We start from the raw sequence: 22,259 nt of genomic DNA on the forward strand, positions 1-22,259 counted from the left end.
AATAATGGAAAAGTTTTTAATACGCATACAGCCCCTACCTATGCTAATTATAAAGGGAAGAAGCAACCTGTTTTCTGCATTGAGCCAGAAGTGAATATTATTAATCCAATCAATCCAGGTTATGAAAAAAATCCTTTACCCGATATGCCAGACCGCGCAAAATTAGTTTCCATTTTATGGAAGAAGGTTGGTCAAGATCCTGATACCCAAGCCGTTGCGCAAAAAATTATTTGGCAAGCAACTAATGGTTATACCATCCATACCATGACTCGTCCAGATGGCAGTACAGTAGATATTCCAAGCATTGAAGCAAAAATCAATAAAGTTGTTCAGGACTATCAAAAGAAACCTAGCTTTGATGGAACGACAGTTAAACTGAACTTAGGAAAGTCGACAGTTTTAACAGATATGAATCAATTAAACTTGTCAGAATTCGATAAAGTGGTTAAAAATACTGCGAACATTGACTATCATGTGAACGGTAACCAATTAACTTTGGGTACGAATGAACAGTCAAAATCGGGTATACTCACACTAGAAAAGTCAGAAGGAACAGGCACGCCAGTTGCTTATAAAAAAGCTGGTGTACAAACTGTGATGGCGGGTGCCATTGATAAACCAACGACTTATACAGTCAAACTGGATATAGAAACAAAAAGCAAATTAAAAATTACAAAAATAGATAAAGAGTCAGGTCAAAAATTACCAGGAACAGTCTTTCATTTAGATTTTGGCGGAAAGTTTCCGACACAAGAAGTGACAACAGGAAATGATGGAACTAGCCTAATTGAAGGGATTCCTCATAATACCAAAGTGACTATCACTGAAAAATCTGTTCTAGCGCCCTATACGATTGACCCAACGCCGCTTTCTGCCACCATCAAAGCAGGTGAAACGATTGAAAAAGTATCTAAGAACCTTCGAGAAAAAGGACAGATAGTTTTAGATAAAAAAGGTGTTGAAACAGGAACCACCCTTTGGAACGAACATTACTCATTAGCGGGTAATCAGTTTGAGATACGTAAAGAGACCTCAGATGGACCGATTGTTCAAACGATAATTACGGATGCAAAAGGACATGCAGAAACGTCAAAAGATGTTTTGAAAGCATTAGAATTAGGAACTTATTATGTAACTGAGAGCAAAGCTAGTGCTGGGTTTGTAAATACGTTTAAACCAGTCAAAGTGGTCTTAGCTTATCAAAATCAAACCGTGCCTATTTCAGTAGAATATGTAAAAGGGACCAACCAAGAAATTACAGGACAAACCACTTTAACCAAAGAAGACAAAGATACAGGAGCGGACACGCAAGGAAATGCTACGTTTAAAGGGGCACAATATACTTTATTCTATGGAGAAACCAATCAAAATCATGCTAAAGATACACCTGTAAAATGGCAAGATGAAAGTCATCCAGAAGTTATAAAAGGTAAGAAAGCTTCTGAACAAGAAGTAACGTTAACCATTGATAAAGAAAATCAAGTGGCGGTGAAACACTTAGACATTTCCAACTACTATTGGAAAGAAACCAAGGCACCTTCTTTGTAATTATAAAATAATTTTATTGTTAGACTAGAATTCGTAAGCGTAAAGCCTAAAATTAAAAGAAACCTGCTAATAAAAGTCAATGAAAAAAGTATTAGCTTATTGGGAGCTACATCATTAGCTTCAACAACATTACTAGGAGGAAGTGTATTTGTAGTAAGTGATACAGTAAATCCTGCTCCAGCAACAGCAGCTACATCTATTAAAGAAGATAGATCTGACGATTAATCAAATTCCATCAAATCCTAAGAGATGAAAAGCTAAAATATTGTTGTAACGTAGAAAACTATGTATAACTCAGTTTTCTGTTTTAAAATAAAATAAGAATAAAAGAAAACACAATTCTAAGAGAATTGTGTTCTTTTAGGGTGGAATAAATGTTAAATAGGGAATTCTGGCAATAAATTAGCTTGGATATTGCTAAAATTATAATTACTAACATACAAATAACATTACGAAATATCAAGGTGAACAGAGTTTAAGCATAAAAAGATAGTCATACTTTTTATTTTGATTATTCTGTAAATGGCAAATGATCTTTATTGACACAACAGGTATTTTTTATTTCTTGACGATAGATACGAATCAGCTTCTTCATAAATTTTAGTAAATTGATTTACCAGTTTGGAGCTGATTGTTTCTATAAAATAAAGTTACAAAAGGAAAAGTTACGTGTCTGAAACGTCTATTAACATTGAATTTTATACGTTTTCATGTGACGAATAATGACATTCTAAGGAGGTGAACTATATGCGTGATGAAGAAAACAACGAAACTTTGATCAATAATGAACAAGTTGCTTGGTTCGAAGAAGTAGCCGATCAATCATTCGACGATGACGTTTTCGGTGCCTGCACTACTAATACATTTTCATTAAGTGATTATTGGGGAAACAAAGGAAATTGGTGTACAGCTACACACGAATGTATGGGTTGGTGTAAATAATTTTATAAAAAGGAGCTTTTATAATGAATAATGACAAACAAAATGAACCAAATGTGGATTTAGAGTTGGGTAAATACCTAGAGGCAGATTTAATTTCTTTAACAGACGATGAAGTTACAGGAGGAGGAACACCCACAATTACTATTCCTATTTCTATCGCTGTTTCAGGTTGGATTTCAGATAAAACATGTCCAACAAGCGTTTGTACGAGGGCTTGTTAATAAAATGAATGTGAGGTGTGAATGAATGGTTGTCTACAGCAAAAAAGTTTATCCCGAATTAGAGTTAAAAGATTATAATGAGCATATTTTACCCATAGTTCATTATATTGAACAATTAAATTTAAAAAAATTAATTGAACTGCCAACTATAGTAAATTATAAAACAGAGGAAAAATATCCATACTATAATGTATGTATGTCCATTACTAGCGAAATTTGGGATAAAGTTTGGAATAACAAATTAGACGCCTATGTTCACAATCCATTATCTTTCAAAGAAGCTATTTGCGATGATTTATCGCAAGTAGCTTTCTCTTATATGATACGAGGATTTTCTGAACATATAAAATTATTACAAAATGTCGAATTAGAAAATTCGTATTTACTTTATAATGAAACACTAAAAAGAAATAAGATGAAAGAATTTTCTGAGACGTATTTTGTTACTTGGAATAGATGTATTAACTTAATAATAAGTAGAATAAACTCTATTGTAGATACTGTCAAAAGAATACAGCAATACAGAATAGATATTGAGAAAAAATTTAATATTAATAGAGACTTAAAAATAGTGTATGTGAAGTCTGATGGTGATACGCATAATGACGGATCATCAGTGTCAATTATTTATTTTGAAGACAAACAAAAAATTATCTATAAACCACGTTCTGTTTCTGGAGAAGCCGGATACACCAAATTAATTATGGCTATCAATTATAAATTTAATTTGAATCTACCTGTGTTATCTGTGATTAATTGTGGAAATTACGGTTTTACCTCATTTGAAACTAGTGACGAAACTCAGGTTGATATGTATAAAGCTGGCCAACTCGCATGCTTAATGTACTTATTGAATGCGTCCGATATGCATTATAGTAATATATTATGGACACATAAAGGACCGTTGCCAATAGATCTCGAAACGTTATTCCACCCGTCTCGCAATAGATCCGGTATACCAGAATCTAGCAATAGTGCCTATGACTCTTTAGAAAAGTCTGTTTATGGTACTGGAGTACTACCAATTTCTATTAGCGATAAAAACAAAAGTGGTTCAGTTGACGTTGGTTTCACGGGAATTAGAGATAAAAACAGTGTTAGTCCTTTTAAAACCTTTGAATTAATCAACGGATTTAATTCTAACATTAAAGTTGTATGGCATAACTCAGCCACTGTTTCTGAAGATCTTATAAATGACTCGGAATATGAAAAACAGATTTATGAAAACTGTGCTAAAGTTGTCGATGGTTTTACTGATGTCTACTTATTAATACTAAAAAACAAAGAATTTTTTAGTAAAGAAGTAATAACATCTTTTAAAGGTGCTAAACTTCGTTATATCCACAATATGACTTATAGATATGAGCAAATATTACGAGTTTTAACAGCAACAGAACCTTCGAAAGATTTAGATATGGCACATTCACTATTATCTAGAATTGGTATTTTAAGTATGACTAGTGATAAAAATATTACTAAATCCGAATGTAGTCAATTGTGGAAGGGAGATATTCCTTACTTTACAATAAATTTTGATGGTACAGAAATTCATAGTAATAATGATATTGTATCCACAGTTAAAAATAGCCCCCAATCCGAATTTATTTGTAAGATGAAAAAACTATCACAAAAAGATTTAATTAATCAGCAACAAATTATACAACTAGCATTTGTTGCTAAATTAGCAGACCCACACGCGGAAGGAAAATTAAAACTAGAAGAGTTAGAGAATGGGAATCAAAAAGCTATAGAGAAAAAAAGTGATGGACTAAAAAAGACTACAGAGATAATTAAAACTATTAAATGGTTTTCTCAAAATTTATTAAATTCAGTACTTGATGATCGATATGAACATTTGCCAAAAACTTGGGTAGGTGCAGTAGCTAAAAACGGGAATAATGGATGGACACCTGGAGTTTTAGGATACGATTTATATAGTGGCAGAATAGGTCCTGCACTAGTGCTATCTATTGTAGGTAATCAGTTTTCTGATATTGAGGCTACAAATATTTCCAACGATATATTTGAAAAATCTGCTCAAATCCTCGAAAATCAAAGTTTTGAATTAAGGAATGTGTTGTTGTCAGGTACTGGAGCTTTTTCAGGTATCTCTGGGTTACTTTGGGCAATGTATCATGCAGGTACCATTACAAATAACCAACGATGGAAAAACGTCGCTATTAATTCTTGGGAACTTTTAAGAATGGACTTAGAAACTGTTGACAATAATTTTTTTGATATGATTAATGGAAAAAGTGGTGCGATTATAATGCGCTTACAGATGCAAGACACTTTCCATCCAAAACAAGAATTTTTAGATAAGTGTGTTAATTTAGCTTATGAAAAAATTAACGAAATTGATAGTTATATGACTTCTGGAGTTGCACACGGATTAGGACATTTACTTTGGTTTTTTTCTATAATTAATCAAAGAATAAAAGATAATAAAATAAAAAAATTAATTATAGATATAGATACTGCTATCAAGAAGAATTACACAAATAAAGAAGGTGTCATCGAAACTTACTTAACTGAACAGAATGAGCATGTGTCCTCTTCATGGTGTAATGGGTTGTCAGGATTACTAATTGCTTACTATGAGGCCTATAAAGCAGATGCATTACCAAAAGTATCAGTAATATCTGTTATAAATCAATTGAAAACCATACCGATCTCATGCGTTCCTGTCCTTTGCCATGGGAGTTTGGGTGTTCTCACTGCTTTAGAATATGTCCACGAATCTTTTCCAGAAGAAACAAAAATACTGATTCATAATATAAAAAATACATTTTGTTCCCCAACATATATCTATGAATATTTTAAAGAAGGGAAAGGTCGATATACACTAAGTCCAGGCTTAATGTCAGGAAAAGCAGGGGCATTGTTACACTTATGTAAACTAGCAAATAGTGATTTGAAAATATCACCTTTATTGTTAGGTGTATAAAATGAAAAATTTTATTTTTAAAAATAAAAGAAAATTAAAACCTACTATTCAGGTAGCCCAAACGGAATGTGGCTTATGTTGTGTTCGAACTATTTTAGAAGCTTATGGATGTCATAAAAAACTTACGGACCTTAGACAAATAAAAGAACCTGGAAGAGATGGACTCGGCTTAACTCAATTAAAAGAATTGTTAATGCACATGGGGATGGATGTTCAAACTTATAAAATCAAAGACTTGAGAGCTTTTGAAGTTGTAGATTTTCCGATAATTGCTTTTTGGAAAGGATATCACTTTGTGTGCATAGAATTATTCAGCGAAAAATATGTTATCATTATGGATCCGTCAATAGGAAGAATAAAAATATCAATTAATGAATTTCAAAAAGATTTTTCTCAGTATATCTTAGTAGCTAAACCCAATAAAAACTTTGTAAAAGTTAAAAAAAATAAATTAGATACTTGGAAAAAAGACTACATTTGGCCGAATAATATGATGAGTCTCTATCTAGGTTTGCTAATGACTAGTATTATTTTAGTAATTATGACTTTATCTATTCCTATATTTACACAATCGTTGATAGATAAGAGTAGTTACTTAAATTCTATATCGTTTGTAAAAACAATAGAATTACTACTATTAGCAATAATTACGATGATTGGTCTAAACACCTTCAGAAGTTACCTTTCAATTAAAATTAGTTACAAATTCAATTGGCATTTATTAGTTGGAGCTTTCGCACATACCTTATCATTACCCGCTAAATTTTTTACAGTACGATCTCCAGGAGAAGTTATTTTTAGATTAAATTCATTGACTAGAATTCAAGATGTTTTAGGAATTACTTTGGTACAAACTTTTCTGGACATAGTTAGTAGTATTGTAATACTTGGATATATTTTTTGGAGTTCTTGGACTTTGGGAATTATTATCGTCACATTAATAATGTTTATGTTTTTATTTTTGATTATAACTCAAAAATATGTAGACTCTGCAACAGATAAAGAATTGCGTGAAGGATCTAGTGTTCAGAGTATCCAATTAGATGCTCTAGCTTCTATAAATAGTGTAAAACTAGGGGGCTATGTACAGTCGTATTTTTCTGATTGGAAAGATAAGCTTACAAAACTTTTATCTGCTTCTTCACATAGGATGTATCTTCAACAAGGTATTGTTGGATCCGTTTTATATGGAATGCAAACTATTTTTCCTTTAATTATTCTTGTTATTAGTCTATATCAGGAAAAATTAGGGACATTATCATTAGGTCAAGTAATAGCTATTCAATCGACTGTTAGTATGTTATTTAATTATTCAAATACAATATTTAGTACCCTTTCAAACATTATGGTGGTAGAACGATATATTGAGTTATCTGAGGATATATTTGACTATCCTATTGAATCAAGTGTTAGAAGTGATCATATTATGGAGTCTGGAAATCTTTCGATAAATAATTTGTATTTTCAATATACTTCTGATACAAAACCAGCGTTGAAAAATATTAATTTAAAAATATTGGATGGAGAAACAGTTGCTTTTGTAGGTGTATCCGGATCCGGAAAAACAACACTAGCCAAAATATGTAGTAGTTTATTTGAACCTACTAAAGGAGATATATTTTTTTCAGATATTAATTTTCAACGATATAACCTTGATCAATTAAGAAAATCAATTAGTTATATTCCTCAAGAGGCTCATTTGCATAATCGCACAATAATAGAAAATTTGAAATTAGGAAGTCAATTAAGTGAAGAAAAAATAATTGAATTATGTAGTTCTTTAGAATTTTTATCTTTTATTTCTGATCTACCAATGGGATACAATACTGTAATTTCTGAAATGGGAGCAAATTTATCTGGTGGACAAAGACAAAGAATTCATATCGCACGAGCAATTCTTCAAAATCCTAAAATACTAATCATGGATGAGGCTACATCATCATTAGATAATATTTCTCAAAGTTCTGTATATACAGAACTATCTAAACTAGAGTGTACAAAAATAGTAATTGCCCATCGTCTAGAAACGATTCTAAATGCTGATAAAATATTTGTTCTTAGAGACGGAGAAATTGTGCAAACAGGTCACCATAATGATCTAGTCCAACAACCTGGAGACTATAAGGATTTATTTAATACGGTAATTGAAAAGGAGAAATAACTGTGCACAATGATAATAAATTAGTTAATATTATAGAAGATATCTTTAAAGATATAGTTGAACACACACACACTACCTTAAAAAGATCTTTTACAACATTTCAAGAAAAAGAAACAGAAGTTTTTATAAAGTGTTTTCATGCTTTAATAGAATATCATATAAATAGAGTCGTTCAGAAAACATTTATTTACGAATTCCATGAATTTCGAAAGAGTTTAAATATGCCTGCTAATCCAAATTCTTCCGTTGCATTTGATCTGTTTTTACAGAAACTGGATAAACAAATGGTTGAAAAATGGCTAAACAAATACAGCTATTTAAGAACAATTATTCATACAATTATAAATAATACAAGCTTATACATTATAGCAGTATGCAAAAATTTCAAGGAAGATATAGATCAATTAAATAATAATGAGATGATTAGTAAAAATTCTTATTTAACTGCTATAAATGCATTAGATTCTGATCCGCACAATGGTTCAAAAATCGTTTTATGTTTTGAATTTTCAAATGAAGAAAAAATTTTATATAAACCCCGTTCTCTAGAAATAGACCAATTAATAGACACGATATTTTCTGATATTCTAAAGTTTAAAGGGCTCAAATATAATACACCAATTGCTCAAACAATATGTCGAAATAGCTATGGTTGGCAAAAATTTATTTCTCATACTTTTATTGATGAGGCAGACTTATCAGAAGCTTATTATAATTTGGGGCTGTGTGCAGCAGTATTCAGAAGTATTGGTGCCACCGATTTACATGATGAAAATGTGATTTTTAACGGAACTACTCCTTATTTCATTGATTTAGAAACTAGTTTAAAACCATCACACGAAGAAATAAATGAGGATTCTATATGGGACGTATTAAATAAAGAACTCTCTAATTCTATTGCTAATACTTGTATAATTCCAGCTAAGTTAATGGTAGCACCACATAATATCTTAATTGGGGCTATTAATACACCTTATCCACAAAAAACAGAAGAATTATGTTTCACTCTGACCAATCCAGGAACTGATGCAGTAGATATATCTAAACAAAATATTATAGTTTCTAGAGATTCAGCTCCTATAATGTTAGAAAAAAATAAATTTCCTAGCCCTCTTCCATACCAGCAAGACTTTGTTAACGGCTATGAAGAAGGTATTAAATCTGTAATAGTAAATCGTGAAAAGATTAGTGATTTATTAAGTAGTTTTCCTTGCACCAGTAGAATAATTGTGAGACCAACTGTTCAATATTTTTTCTTACTGGATGCATGTTTGTATCCCGAAAATTTAATTGATGAGTCTGCTATAGATAAAATATTATCTTATATGAAGCCTTCTAAAATGTTTACAGAATCGGAAAATGCAAGTAAAGTACTTGAGGCAGAAAAAAAAGCTTTAAAAAAAGGAGATATTCCGTATTTTTCAATTGGGTCGAATAAGCATACAATTAATTTAATGAACATAAATACCAATACATTTGAAATGTCTCCAATAGAAAATGCTTTATATTCTTTAAATAATCTTTCTGATCGGGCACTTTTAATTGATAAACGTTTAATTGCAGAGGGGTTTTCTGAAATTAGGATTCATGAAGCAACATTTGAAAATAATAAAACTAAAAAATCACAAGCTAAAATGTTCACTGATGTTTTAAAAGAAGTGACAATAGACAACCCAGATGCATTATTTAAGTTAATAATAAATCAATCTATTACTACAAAATCTAAAAATGCTGAAACAGGTTGGTTAAACGGTGTTTATGGAGACATGAATATTGCTTACAATTCTATATCATGTATTTCGTTGCATGATGCTGGTGGTATTTTATTTCTACTTAAACATTTAACAGAATATAAAAAATGCGTTGATGATATAGAAACAAATGAATTATATATTCGTGCTTCTAAAGGTGTCAACTCTCTTAAAAATACTATTTATGGTTCTACAGAAGTTTCAAATACCCCAATGTCAATTATTTCAGGATCAAATTCTCTTGAATTTCTGTTTAGCCATGAACAAAAAAAACTGAAATATCTTGATAAGACTATATCAAAAATTCAATTAGAGAATATTGAAAGTGGAGATGTTTTTTTAGGTCCAATAGGTATTGCATTAGTAAATGCTACTTTTCCTAATACGTCTATCGATAATATCATTTATTTTACAGAAAAATTCCATAATACCAAATTACCTAGTGAAGGAATAGCTCACGGAAATCTAGGTGTTTTATGGACAAATTTCAGATTAAATTATGCCTTGGACAGATTAGATATATGTAAAAATATATTTCATGAAACGACTCGGATTAAGTTTGAGGAATCTGTTGAAAATGTTGGATGGTGCAACGGAAATTCGGGTCTATTAATGGTACTGACAGAAATGGCTACTTTATTAAAAGTTGACATAAATTTATTTGATTTGGCCAAAAAATCTACTATTCTTCCATTAGAAACTCCTTTAGATTTATCAATCTGTCATGGAGTATCAGGTGTTCTTCAATCACTGCTTTTTTCCTTTAAAGTTTCAAAAAAATCTGAGTATATAATGCTAGCTAACGAGTATTGGTTATCCGTCCTTAAACTAATAGACATAAATGGTTACTATACAGGTGAAAAAAACAGGGATTATTTACTTGGATATTTTTTAGGCTGGAGTGGTATGGCTGATTCAGCACTATTATTAAAAATGTACAATGAAGGGTCCTCTCCTTTGATTCCTCTAAATTTGAGTTCCTTAGATTATCAGAAAAAGCTGATGGAGGTGTAAACTATGAAAGCCCTAGTTGCAATAAATCCCAGATACAAAAATTCATTAGAGTTTAAAAAAATGGAAACAGTTAAATTCGGATCTACTAATGTTCTATTTGGATTAGTAGAGTTAAATCAACCCGATTTTGATATAAATAATCTTCAAAATGATGATTATATATTAATAAAAGTTAAATATTTTTCTTGTAACTATAGAGATAAATCTATCTTATTAGAAGCCTATACTTCTGAAAAAAACGAAAATAGATTATTCTTTCCATTTGGTTCAGAATTTAGTGCTGAAATTATTAAGATTGGAAAAAATGTTAATAATTTCAATGTTGGAGATTTTGTCATGCCAAACTGCGAATATCCTCATGGAGTAAAACCAGGAATACCGAGTAATTTTGCATCTTTAGGATGGTTAAAAATTCACAAAAGTAAAGTTATTAAAATTCCAGCACGTCTAAGTCTTGAAGAAGCTGCATGTTTTTCTTTAGGCTCACAAACTGCTTCCAGTATGATTAGACGATCTAATATTTTGAAAGAAAGTGGTAATCCAGTAGTTTTCAGCGCACGCTCTGCAACTTCTATGTTTATTATTCGTCAACTACTTATACAAGGAATTACACCTATATGTATATCTACTACTTCATGGACAGATTTTGAAAAAGAATATATATATCCTTGTGAGGTGGAACGTTTAGAAGACGTATCTTTGCAAGCTATGAAGCGAAATATTACGCACGTTTTTGATCCTTTTTTTGATCTTAATGTAGAAAATGCAGTAAATTTATTACAAATTGGAGGCACTTATATAACTTGTGGGCTTTTAAATCAACACCCTCTTTTATCTGAGAAAATACCTATAGAAAATGAGCCAATTTTAAGAAGAGCACTAAGTTTGGGAGTAATGAAAAATATTACATTTATAGGAAACTGCTTAGGAACATATGAAGATTTGCAAAATGCTATCAGTTTAGAGGAAAGATTCTCTGTGAAACCTGTAATTGATAAATCTTATAACGTTAACCAATACCTAGATTTTATAGATCGTTCATTTTTTAACGCTAATAAAATAGGTAAGGTGTCTTTAACCTACCATTAATTACAGTGTACTAAAAATTTAAAATTATTCAGATTTTTAGTACATTTAACTTTACTTTTGTTAAACTTTACTTTAATATTTGAGTAGAGATGTGAAAAAATTGTTAAATTTGGTTCAAAAGCTAGGGGTTTTCTCTTTTTCAACACGAAAAAAGATTTTTGAATCATAACTAAATAAAAGTAAGGAAAGCTATGAAAATACTCGGTAGTTACTTGAATAACTTCAAATAATTCGTTTAAGTGCTTTTAATTTTAGTTAGGACTGTTTTTTGGATAAATAATTAATCTTTACGATATTCTCTACATCGTTTTATCAGTTAAAAGAACTGGTCCCTAGTGATTATCTTTGTCTGAATACTAGTATATTACTTTTGTAAATTTAGATAACAAAGGAAAAATTTTCTCCTGAACTGCTTATGAATACTAAGTTTAAACGTTTTTCACACGGTTAATTAACTATAAGTAGGGTGACTATATGAAGAAAAAAATACACGAAGAATCTATACGTAATAAAGTTTACGAATATAGAGTTTTAGCCAGACTATCACAACAAGAATTAGCTGATAGAGTTGGTGTATCTAAACAAACAATTTTTGTTATGGAAAAGGGAAACTATGTACCGTCGTTACTATTAGCATTTCGAATATCAAATTTTTTTAATGTACCGCTTACAGAGATTTTTGAATACGATTTAGGAGGACAAAATAATGATGAATAAATCTATTGGATTTTCATTTAACGCCTTAAATGAATGGTCAGAAAAAAGTATTGGGAATTATAATTTACTTATTGGTGTTGGTTTTTTACTTGTAATGATTAGTTCTATTACTTTAGTATATCTGTTATTAAAGTTGGGACAAAGAGATGAGCGCACAACAAAAATTCATTTAAATGTATGTTGCTATATGTTGGTAACCATTGTTTTGTGTGACTTATTCTTTCCTAAAGAATACATGCAAAATATACTATTCTTATTCAAATATGCACTAGCATTTTCTATATCTTTAATTTACTTACTTAAAAAATATAAACAAGATTTATGTTAATTACTTATAAAAATCATAGGATGAATATGCTGACTAGCAGTTAGGAGAAAGAATATGAATATTAATAAAGTATCTAAATCTTATAACAATACAAGTGTATTAGATAATATATCTTTCAATTTTAAAAAAGGTGAAATAATAGGATTAGTTGGTAGAAATGGTGCAGGGAAAAGCACGTTAATGAAGATTATTACTGAAAATATCCTTAACTTTAATGGATCTATTATGAGAAATAGCTCGATAGGATATTTAATTGAAGAGCCAAAACTAATAGCAAGTATGTCTGGGTTAGAACATTTAATATATTTTTCTAGAATTTATGGGAATAAATTTGATATAAACGAATTCAAAGATTTATTAGTAAGTCTAAATTTATATCAAATATTGAATAAAAAGGTTAGAGAATATTCTTTGGGAATGAAGCAAAAATTAGCAGTGGTTATTTCTATCTTAAATTATCCAGATTATGTTGTACTAGATGAGCCCACTAATGGAATGGATGTTGAATCATCATATGAAATGTTGAACGCTCTGAAAAAACTTGCTATTAAAACGGATTTAGGTATATTAATTTCCAGCCACAAATTAGAAGATATAGAAATAATCTGTGATAGGATTCTATTTTTAGAAAATGGTGTTCTTATTGGAGAAGAAACAATTAATCAGAGTTCGCAAAACATAATAAAAATTATCTTTTCCAACAATGATGATTTAACTATGTTTATCAATAAGCAAGAATTAGGGAATATTTATAATGTAACTCAAGATACGTTGACATTACAGACAAGCTTAAATAGTAGTGACGTTTTTACTTTATTAGAAGAGTTAAATATATTTATAATTGATTGTCATACTGAAAAAAATACTCTTCGTAATATTTATTTAGATAAATTTGGTGGTGAAAAAAATGAAGTTTAATATAACAGGGTACGTCTCGTATAATCTAAAAAGACTAATAACGCGTGGCTATTTACCACTAGGATTGATGATAAGTATACTCCCAGCATCTATTATGTGTTACATTATTTTAGTTAATTCTGCACCATTTACAATTAAACATATTTCGAATTTCTATTGTATGTTAGGGATAACAGCAATGGTTCTCCAGTCTACGTATTTAATAAATAATGACTTTTATTACAAAACTATTAGTTTGATATATAATTCAAAAGAAAATAGACTAGGTTATATTATTGGTAACATACTTATTTCTATATTTGTAGGCGCAATATTTTCTGCTATTGGAATAATTTTATTTATCATAACTAAATACTTAGGTGTACCAGGAGAATTAGAGATAATATTTTTATTAGGATTCATACTTGACGTAATTCTAGTCATAGTGATCTATTTTTTATGTGGATACTGTTTATTTTTATCGGGATTTCGTAGTGGTGCAGTGTATGGTATATTAATACTTTTCTTGCTTTTTATCCCTAATTTGCTTTCTAATATAGTTTATGGATATTCAAATCCTTTTTTATCAGCGGTAGTAGAAAATTTTCCTGGCTACTATTTGCCGATTACCGTAGGATCGAATGTATTTACACTATTACAATATATAATTAGTTTAATAACAATATTTGTATTATTTACAGTTGTATTAAAAAAAAGTTTACGGGTAGAAGTTTGATTAAGTTTACTAACGAAAGTTGTGTCTCATATGGAGTATAAAGATATCATTAAATGGTTAATACTTATGTATATATCCTCTAAATCAGCATCATATTTTTATAAAATATTGGACTCAACAATAATTAATATATGGATTTCTAGATTAATATGTTGTGTTGTTGCCGGAATCATAGGTATCATTTTACACAAATATTGGTTTACGATTGTTTAAATAGGATTGATTTTTTAAATTTAAGGTGACAAAAACCTTGAAATATAAACGTGTAGGAATCCAAAATCATATCGTAAATTTCTTTGATTGCGTCCCAATATTCAATTATATTTTAAAGTTACTAGTCTTTCTATAGTGGAATTGGTAGTTTTTCAAAATTTTTTACTAATTGGATTGAATAACAAGGTGATTAGAGTTAGAGGTTATTATGATTTATGAATCAACAAGGTATATCTCAATGTCATTAAGTTAAGAAAAATCGTATATACAATAGTGTGTAATTGAATAAAATTAAGTTGTAATTTAAGTGATCTTTAACAATACCCCCCTCTAGAAGACATGTCTTCTAGAGGGGGGTACAACTTGCTCTACAAGAATTACTTTTTTATTTTTAACTTGTTATATTTTAGAACTTAGTATTGTTATTTTGTTTTACTTCTTTATCAAAATACAAAACTGGATTAAATTCTTCTTTGTTAAGTTCTATTACTTTTACATAGGAAAAGCAGGAAAGCTTAAATGTTTTCCTGCTTTCTTAACTGAATGACACTGAGGCATACCTTGTCGGTTCTTTTTCATATTCTGATTGTTTACAGGTAAACAGTAGGATATTCAAGTTGGGCATACGTCATTTGTGTCAATTTTGAGTATACTTTTTTTAATCTATTTAGTGTCTTGAAAAAGAGAATGTTTTGGTTGTTATAGATATGAAACAGGAAATAACCATTAAATTTCCTGCCTGTGTTCTTTGACAACTAAATAAAAATCTACCAGTACCTTCCATCTACGAGGAGCATGTTTTAGCTACGCCAAGACAAAGAAAAAAATCTTTGAGCGAATAATTTCTAAAGCAACTTAACTGTCAATTAAGGCCAAGATTCGTAAATGAACTAATGATACTTCCGTGAGGCTCGCCATAATGAGGGGAGAGGTGAAATTCCTATGATGCTTCTGACAAAAGCAGCTGATAGATTTAAAGAGATATTTATTAATAGAAAGAAAAATAAATAATTTAAACTAAATGGATGAAAGAAGTGAAAAAATTGGAACAAGTGATAGAATATAGTGCTCAAATAATCTTACCAAAAAATTTCATTCTAATTCAAAGAGAGGAGTACGATCATTTAAAAAGAGCAGGTTTTAAAGGAAACTGTATTTCTGTAGAAGCGTTTAGGAAAAAACATACTTGTTTAAGTCGACCAATGTTTAATGAACGAATTCTTTTAAATCCGAGATTAAAAAAAATCTTAGATATAAGAGAAAATCCCAATGGTTGTGTCTCGTATCCAAAAGGTGGTAGTGCTGGCAAATATTATATATTAGAAAGTAAGATGTTAACGTTTATTGAAGAGTATTTTTCCGAGATTTTTACCAGTTTTCAGATAGATGCGGTATAATTATCTTGACCATAGCTATTTAAAAGCTCTTTTTAAAAGAGGCGATTTAAATGGGAATTAGTAAACGAGGAACAAAGTGGCGTGCTTTTGTAAGCGTAAAAAAGGAAGGTGGAAAATACAGAAATAAGACCTTAGGTAGTTTTGATACCAAATTTGAAGCAGTAAAAGCAGTGGAACATGCGCAATCCGTCGCTTCAAAAGATCGACGTATGGCGTTTACGCTTCCTTTTTATGAGTATTTTGAATGGTTTTTTCAAAAATATAAAAAAGAAGCTTGTTCCAAAAAAACGCAAGGACACTATCAGCATACTAAAAGATATATTAAAAGGTATTTAGGTGATACACCATTATCTGACTTAACAAATGATAAGTACGTAGAATTATTAAATCGGTTTTCTAAAGACTATTCGCCAGCTACTTTAGAAAAGTTTCATACTCATATGCGTGCTTGTGTCAAACAGGCTTTTGCTCTGGGGCATATTCCTATTGAGTTTACTTCTGGTAGTTCTTTGAGAGGACTTGGAGATAAGTCTAAAGAAAAACCGATTTATCAAAAGTATATTGATGATACTCAGTATAAAAAAGTTTTACAGTATGTTGTTCAACATAGAGATAAAGAATCTTCTATTTATTATGTAATCATCTTTTCTCTACTTACAGGTTGCCGTTTTTCTGAAATAGTTGGGATTACAATTGATGATTTAAACTTTGAACAAGGGTTTGTAGATATAAACAAAACTTATGATCATATGAATCCGCCGTCTAATTCAAGCGATTGGCTTCCTTGTAAAAATAAAAATAGCTATCGTAAGGTAGAAATGCCACAGAACTTGGCAGAACTCTTGCAAGAGTTTTGGCAATATCAACAGAAAAAATGCCAGTTTCATCAAATTAAAAATCCACGTAAACAAATTTTCTTTGATTGGCAAGAAGGTGCCTGTGACAACCGAAAGGCCAATATTGAGATTAAAAAAATTCTTGTGACATGTGGCATAACTGATAAACCAAAATTTTCTATGCATTGTTGCAGACATACTTTTGTTTCTTTTTTAATCTATCAAGGCTATTCAGTAGAAAAAGTTGCTTTAATTGTTGGAGATAAACCAGAAGAAATAAGAAAAACATACTATCATGTCTTTCAGGAATATGAAGTTAGAACACGATCTAAAACGCGCAAATTGATGAATTCACTCTTTTAATTTGTTATTTAATACTAAATTAGCTGGTGCAAAGATGGTGCGAGAAAATGAAAAATAGTTAAAAGTATTTAAAGTGAAACGTTGAAATGACAGTGTTTATAAAGTATTTGACGGTATTTTAGGTAAACAATCTCTGGCCGCCGGTATACTAAAGACTGTTAAATCATTGATTTAACAGTCTTTTTTGTTTATTATTTTCTCGAATACATAAAAAAAACCATCTCAAAAAAATGAGATGGAAAGTTAAGTGAGAGAGTGATAAGTATAGTGCGAATAAATACAAGGGTTACAGAAGAATGTGGGGGTTCTGCATCATCGTCATTAAATGTTCCTGCAGTGGGAATATGAATTTCTGTCATATTATATTCAATAACTTGAACTGTGATGATTGCAACAGTTCCAATGATTGCTAACATAGTAGTCATACTTTCACTCCTCTCTTAATTTTAAATAAAAGTACTTAACTGATTGACTAGAGACTAAAAGTATACATCAACATGAACGTTGAGCTTTAGCACTATACAACGTAAAGATCACTCTTAGCTATTTTGAGAAAAGCCTTCTCCTCGACCAGTCTTGTTCTACTCATTGGTGTCTCTCGACATTTCTGAGCAATAGCCTATGTTTGTATAGGAGCCTCACCTAACTTATTACAAAGAAATAATAGTCTTTTAAGTAACTCTTTGTCAAGACATAAGCAGAAGTCAAAACAGTTCTATTTACAAATGAATGCGACGAACCATTTCTTCTGTTATTTGTTCTACAATATCAATTGTTGTTTTTGGCGAACGTTGATTTCTGGGGATATCGATTGAGTAAATTTTGGCAATACGACCAGGATTTGCATCCATTAATACAACCCGATCAGAAAGTTGGACTGCTTGTTGAACGTCATGCGTGATCATTACAATTGATTTAGTCGCAATTTGATTGTTTAGCCAAATTTCTAATAAATCGTTAGATAATTGGCTGGCTGTAATGATATCTAAAGCTGAAAAAGGTTCGTCTAAGAGCAATAAGCTAGGTTCGATGGCTAAAGCACGAGCAAAGCCTACACGCTGTTTCATTCCACCAGATAACTCTCTGGGATAAGCTTTTTCAAAACCAGTTAAACCAATCATTTCAATGAGATTACTGACTCTTTTATTTATTTGTTCGCGAGAAATTTCTTTACGGTTTTCTAAGCCAAAGCTGATATTTTTTTCAACTGTCAACCAAGGAAAAAGGGCAAAATGTTGAAAAACCATGCCGATATTGGCATCAGGCTCATTAATGATTTTATCTTCAAAAGTAATTTCACCTCTAGTTGTACGAAGAAGTCCAGCGATACTTCTGAGCAACGTTGATTTTCCTGTTCCTGATTGTCCGATAATACTTAAAAATTCATTCGTTTTAACTGTTAAATCAATATTTTCAAGGACTTTTAAATGTTCTGAATGTCCTTCAATTTCAAATTCTTTATATACTGATTTTATGCTTAATAATTCTTTATTTTCCATCGTCTTATTAGATAGGTCAAGGGAAATAACCTATCGTTCTCCTCTCTAGTTTATCTTAAAAATTTAGTCGAGTTGAGTCGTCCAGCTATTAATAGTGAAATTTTTGTTTTGCTGCTCGATATAAAGGTTGCCAAACAAAGGCGATACATAAACCAACAACGAAACACATCGCTAAGGTTCCTAAGGCAGATTTATCTTTTACGCCATCGTTTGCCGCAATATATTGTCCTAGGCCAGTAACATCTATTGATTTTTTGCCCCATTGAATGCTTTCTGCTGCGATATCAGCGTTCCAAGCAGCACCAGCAGCGTTAATAATTGCTGTAATGAGGTAAGGTAAGATAGAAGGGATCAAAAATTTTGTCCACCATTGCCATTTAGATAATTTAAAAAGTTTGGTCACGTCACGAATATCATCAGGGATGGCTAAGTAGCCAGCAATTACATTAAAGAAAAAATACCATTGGCAACCAACCATGATGAGTGGTAGAATCCACCATTCTAATTTGTTGAAGCCCATACTAATAATCAACACAATGAATGGAGTATAAACATTTGACGGAATGGAGCCTAAAATTTGTCCAATCGGTTGAACGATACTTAAGCGCCGATTATCATTCGCAACCCAGATTGCTAAGGGAGTAAAGATAATGCCAGCAACGACCATAGCCAAGGTAACCCGTAGCGTAGTATAAAGTGTTAATCTAGGAATCATGCTGAAATCTTGATGGGGCAAAAAATGATAGAGCTTAATAGAACAATAAACCCCAATAATGGTTAAGCTGACATACCATAATGTTTTGAAGAAATGGCGTAATTTTGCTAGTAATCGATAGAGATAGTCTAGCTTGAAAAAGTACCAAACTTTTGGTAAATCGTAAATCCAAAAATGACTGAATTTCACAAAAGCTTTTGAAAAGTATTTTGTTAAAGTTGCTTTTTTTAATAAATGATAAATGATGGATTTAGGTGGCGTTGTACTTTCGACATCTGTTTCATATTTAAAATAATAAGTGGCTCTAACTAAAGGTTGAAAGACTAAAAAGTTTAAAATCACCACATTGATTAATAAGGCAAAAACAGCCCATAAACAGGATTTAAAGTCGGCTCGATTTAATGCTACTTGGATATAAGAACCAATTCCTGGTAAATAAAGGTTGGTTTCTTTAGGAAAGGCAACAGAAGCTTGCTCGCTGGCCACCAAGGCAAACCAAGCCGCAGTTTGAGAAATAATAACGTTCCAAAGTAAGCCAGGAATTGAGTAAACAAATTCAAGACGCCAAAATTTTTCCCAAGCATTGTACTTGAACTGATCGGTCACATTGACTAGATCTGAAGGAATAACTTCCATTATTTGATAAAGGGTCAACATGATGTTCCAAGCTTGACCTGTGAAGATGGCAAAAATAGCAACCGCTTCTGCGCCCATCACATTTCCTGGAAATAAACCAAGTAACCAAGCAGTTGTAAAGGTCAAAAAGCCTAGTAATGGAACAGATTCAAGGAAATTAACTAATGGTAAAATGACTCTTCGTGCCGTTTTATATTTTACGGCTAAAATGCCAAAAATAAAGGAAAACAGGAAGGACCAAGCCATACCCACAATCATTCGAAACATGGTTCGAATTGAAAAGTAAAAAAGATTTGATGGAGATAAGAAATCATCTGTTTTACTTGGTGTTGCGAGGAATTCTTCTGAGGGCAGGGTGTGGAGAGGGCGATTCATTTTTAGCCAAGAGAAGACGATGATAAAAATGAAAATGCCTAAAATGATGAGCAAGGTGAGATTCCCGATACTTTTAGCAAGTAGGGTATTTTTCTTAGATGATGCAGTGACAGCTTTCAATTTAAAAACCTCCAATTAATCATATTAAAGAGGTCGCCGAATAAAAGAAGATTATAGGGTAATCACAATAATTGAGCTTTGGCTTTCTGAGACGTAAGAAAAAAATTCTAGTTATCTTAGGAAAGCCTTAATTCGACAATCCCTGCTTTACTCGTTACTGTCTCTCGACATTTCCGAGCGATAACCTGTGTTCTTCAGAGTAACCTCACCTAATATGATTCTATTTGATTTACATGCTTATCATACTCGTGACTAAAAATAAAACAATTTCTAGCTGGTTATACCTGAATGACTGTTTGTTGTTATTCTATTCAATCATTCTTAAAAAGATTGCCCACATTCTGTTTTTTTTAGGAAGAAATTATCAGATGAGTATGTTATGTAATGCAAGGTGAATAGTATAGGATGTTGTATTTTTAGTTTGTCTCGTTTACTGTTAAAGATATAAGTAGTAACTATACGTGCATGGATAAAATTTTGGGAGGTAGTGTATTGAAAACAAAAGTGATAGTAATTAGCGGTGTGACAGCAAGTGGAAAAACGACACTCATTAATGCTTTATCTGATACTGTTGAAAATGCTTATGTACTTTCATTCGATGATTATAGTATTGATGCTTTGCCATCGGCACCATCCCATGCTTTTTTATTAAAAAAATTTCAACGTTGCAGTCAATTTATTCGATATTACCCAGTTAATGAAAGACTTTTTTTCTGTGAATGCTCAAGGCAAATTTAACTATATTTTTATAGACTTTCCATTTGGCTATTTACACGATGATTTGAAGCCTTTTATTGATATTGTGATCTACCTGAAAACGCCATTAGATGTTTGTTTTGCTCGCCAAGTGATTAGAGATTATTCTTATTCTCAAGGAGAAAGTATTATTAAGTGGGCCCATAACTATTTAAATAATGTTAGACCACTATTTATAGAACATGAAAAAAATGTATCAGCAAGTTCAGACTATCTTTTAGATGGCACATATAGCGTAGATGAACAAATAAAAAAGATAAAAAAATTAAAAGTAATCTAGCACCTAAATTAAGCAACAAAGAAATTTGTTCAGAAGAAAGGAAATTATGATGATTATTTGGTTAAACGGTGCGTTTGGAGCCGGAAAAACGACCATTGCACATGAGTTACAACAAAAACTTCCTAATGCAATCATTTATGATCCAGAAATTATTGGTAGTGCATTGATGGAGTTAATTCCCGAAGAAATGAAAGAAAATGATTTTCAAGAGTATCAGGAATGGCGTTGCTGGAATACTCATTTATTAAAACGAATGTCCAAAGAGTCTGGACGGCCGATTATTGTTCCAATGACCCTTTATAAAAAGGAATATGAAGAAGAGCTGATTGGATATCTGAGACGAGCAGGCATTGACGTTTATCATTTTTTGTTAGCGGTCGAGAAAGAAGAAATTTTACAAAGATTATTGAAAAGAAATGATGGAACTTTTGAATGGGGGAAAAATAAGTTGCCCGAAGTACTTGAAGGTTTTCGTCAGATTCAGTTTACCGAGATTTTTAGAAATCATTCAGCTGACACGACAGAAATTGTAGCAACCATTCTTAATAGAGTAACCGAATAAAAACAAAATAAGGGACCTAAGCTGAAATGACTTAGGTCCTTTATTTTCTACTTCTTAAGATAATCAACTACCAGCTACCCTAATTTCTTCAAACTTTAAGACTACACATTTACGACAATCTATTTTTACACTGTCAAAATTTTCTTTCAAGTCTTG

16 protein-coding genes, 2 pseudogenes and 2 riboswitches (1 of these 20 cut by a window edge) are annotated in these 22,259 nt (G+C 31.1%); of the genes and pseudogenes, 15 read left to right on the forward strand and 3 right to left on the reverse strand.

The window, feature by feature from the left end; translation table 11 throughout:
- The 13 genes and pseudogenes from IGL48_RS04180 to IGL48_RS04240 form a co-directional block, all read left to right on the forward strand.
- Nucleotides 1–1,539: pseudogene (locus IGL48_RS04180) on the forward strand (MSCRAMM family protein) (its annotated part extends 174 nt beyond the left edge of the window); the annotation flags it as partial.
- Nucleotides 1,540–2,295: 756 nt separating this feature from the next.
- On the forward strand, nucleotides 2,296–2,490 hold the full coding sequence (locus IGL48_RS04185) for a plantaricin C family lantibiotic (RefSeq protein WP_010824504.1): 195 nt from the start codon (nucleotides 2,296–2,298) through the stop codon (nucleotides 2,488–2,490).
- Between the two features lie 23 nt (nucleotides 2,491–2,513).
- Nucleotides 2,514–2,711: a class II lanthipeptide, LchA2/BrtA2 family gene (locus tag IGL48_RS04190; protein WP_010824505.1), complete on the forward strand. Its 198-nt coding sequence runs from the start codon at nucleotides 2,514–2,516 to the stop codon at nucleotides 2,709–2,711.
- 25 nt (nucleotides 2,712–2,736) lie between these two features.
- Complete coding sequence (gene lanM, locus IGL48_RS04195) at nucleotides 2,737–5,658, forward strand: type 2 lanthipeptide synthetase LanM (protein ID WP_010824506.1); 2,922 nt, start codon at nucleotides 2,737–2,739, stop codon at nucleotides 5,656–5,658.
- 1 nt (nucleotide 5,659) lies between these two features.
- Complete coding sequence (locus IGL48_RS04200; RefSeq protein ID WP_010824507.1) at nucleotides 5,660–7,819, forward strand: peptidase domain-containing ABC transporter; 2,160 nt, start codon at nucleotides 5,660–5,662, stop codon at nucleotides 7,817–7,819.
- Between the two features lie 2 nt (nucleotides 7,820–7,821).
- The gene (lanM, locus tag IGL48_RS04205; protein ID WP_010824508.1) at nucleotides 7,822–10,584 is read left to right on the forward strand and encodes a type 2 lanthipeptide synthetase LanM; all 2,763 of its coding nucleotides are present in this window, start codon (nucleotides 7,822–7,824) and stop codon (nucleotides 10,582–10,584) included.
- 3 nt (nucleotides 10,585–10,587) lie between these two features.
- Nucleotides 10,588–11,673, forward strand: coding sequence for an alcohol dehydrogenase catalytic domain-containing protein (locus tag IGL48_RS04210; protein ID WP_010824509.1), 1,086 nt, complete (start codon nucleotides 10,588–10,590; stop codon nucleotides 11,671–11,673).
- Nucleotides 11,674–12,147: 474 nt separating this feature from the next.
- Complete coding sequence (locus IGL48_RS04215; RefSeq protein ID WP_010824510.1) at nucleotides 12,148–12,390, forward strand: helix-turn-helix transcriptional regulator; 243 nt, start codon at nucleotides 12,148–12,150, stop codon at nucleotides 12,388–12,390.
- Complete coding sequence (locus IGL48_RS04220; protein ID WP_010824511.1) at nucleotides 12,380–12,718, forward strand: hypothetical protein; 339 nt, start codon at nucleotides 12,380–12,382, stop codon at nucleotides 12,716–12,718. The genes IGL48_RS04215 and IGL48_RS04220 overlap by 11 nt, the downstream gene beginning before the upstream one ends.
- Nucleotides 12,719–12,772: 54 nt before the next feature.
- Complete coding sequence (locus IGL48_RS04225) at nucleotides 12,773–13,636, forward strand: ABC transporter ATP-binding protein (RefSeq protein WP_010824512.1); 864 nt, start codon at nucleotides 12,773–12,775, stop codon at nucleotides 13,634–13,636.
- A 160-nt stretch (nucleotides 13,637–13,796) separates the two neighbouring features.
- Nucleotides 13,797–14,351, forward strand: coding sequence for an ABC transporter permease (locus tag IGL48_RS04230; protein WP_229236163.1), 555 nt, complete (start codon nucleotides 13,797–13,799; stop codon nucleotides 14,349–14,351).
- Between the two features lie 1,238 nt (nucleotides 14,352–15,589).
- Nucleotides 15,590–15,961: a DUF771 domain-containing protein gene (locus IGL48_RS04235; RefSeq protein WP_025190696.1), complete on the forward strand. Its 372-nt coding sequence runs from the start codon at nucleotides 15,590–15,592 to the stop codon at nucleotides 15,959–15,961.
- 50 nt (nucleotides 15,962–16,011) lie between these two features.
- The gene (locus tag IGL48_RS04240) at nucleotides 16,012–17,160 is read left to right on the forward strand and encodes a site-specific integrase (protein ID WP_010824515.1); all 1,149 of its coding nucleotides are present in this window, start codon (nucleotides 16,012–16,014) and stop codon (nucleotides 17,158–17,160) included.
- 191 nt (nucleotides 17,161–17,351) lie between these two features.
- Here IGL48_RS04240 and IGL48_RS04245 read toward each other — a convergent pair whose 3' ends face one another.
- From IGL48_RS04245 to IGL48_RS04255, 3 genes are all read right to left on the reverse strand, one after another.
- On the reverse strand, nucleotides 17,352–17,585 hold the full coding sequence (locus tag IGL48_RS04245) for a hypothetical protein (RefSeq protein WP_010777507.1): 234 nt from the start codon (nucleotides 17,583–17,585) through the stop codon (nucleotides 17,352–17,354).
- Between the two features lie 64 nt (nucleotides 17,586–17,649).
- Nucleotides 17,650–17,817: riboswitch (M-box (ykoK) riboswitch) on the reverse strand.
- A 62-nt stretch (nucleotides 17,818–17,879) separates the two neighbouring features.
- The gene (locus IGL48_RS04250; RefSeq protein ID WP_002360638.1) at nucleotides 17,880–18,659 is read right to left on the reverse strand and encodes an ABC transporter ATP-binding protein; all 780 of its coding nucleotides are present in this window, start codon (nucleotides 18,657–18,659) and stop codon (nucleotides 17,880–17,882) included.
- Between the two features lie 88 nt (nucleotides 18,660–18,747).
- Nucleotides 18,748–20,520 carry an ABC transporter permease subunit gene (locus IGL48_RS04255; RefSeq protein WP_025190697.1) on the reverse strand — a complete coding sequence of 591 codons (1,773 nt, stop codon included), beginning with the start codon at nucleotides 20,518–20,520 and terminating at the stop codon, nucleotides 18,748–18,750.
- Between the two features lie 41 nt (nucleotides 20,521–20,561).
- Nucleotides 20,562–20,729: riboswitch (M-box (ykoK) riboswitch) on the reverse strand.
- 241 nt (nucleotides 20,730–20,970) lie between these two features.
- Here IGL48_RS04255 and IGL48_RS04260 point away from each other — a divergent pair.
- Nucleotides 20,971–21,541: pseudogene (locus IGL48_RS04260) on the forward strand (adenylyl-sulfate kinase).
- Between the two features lie 46 nt (nucleotides 21,542–21,587).
- Nucleotides 21,588–22,103 carry an AAA family ATPase gene (locus tag IGL48_RS04265; RefSeq protein ID WP_025190698.1) on the forward strand — a complete coding sequence of 172 codons (516 nt, stop codon included), beginning with the start codon at nucleotides 21,588–21,590 and terminating at the stop codon, nucleotides 22,101–22,103.
- The last annotated feature ends 156 nt before the right edge of the window (nucleotides 22,104–22,259 follow it).

It is taken from the genome of Enterococcus sp. DIV1090 (genome assembly GCF_050537975.1).
In the GTDB taxonomy this organism is placed as follows: Bacteria; Bacillota; Bacilli; order Lactobacillales; family Enterococcaceae; genus Enterococcus; species Enterococcus faecalis.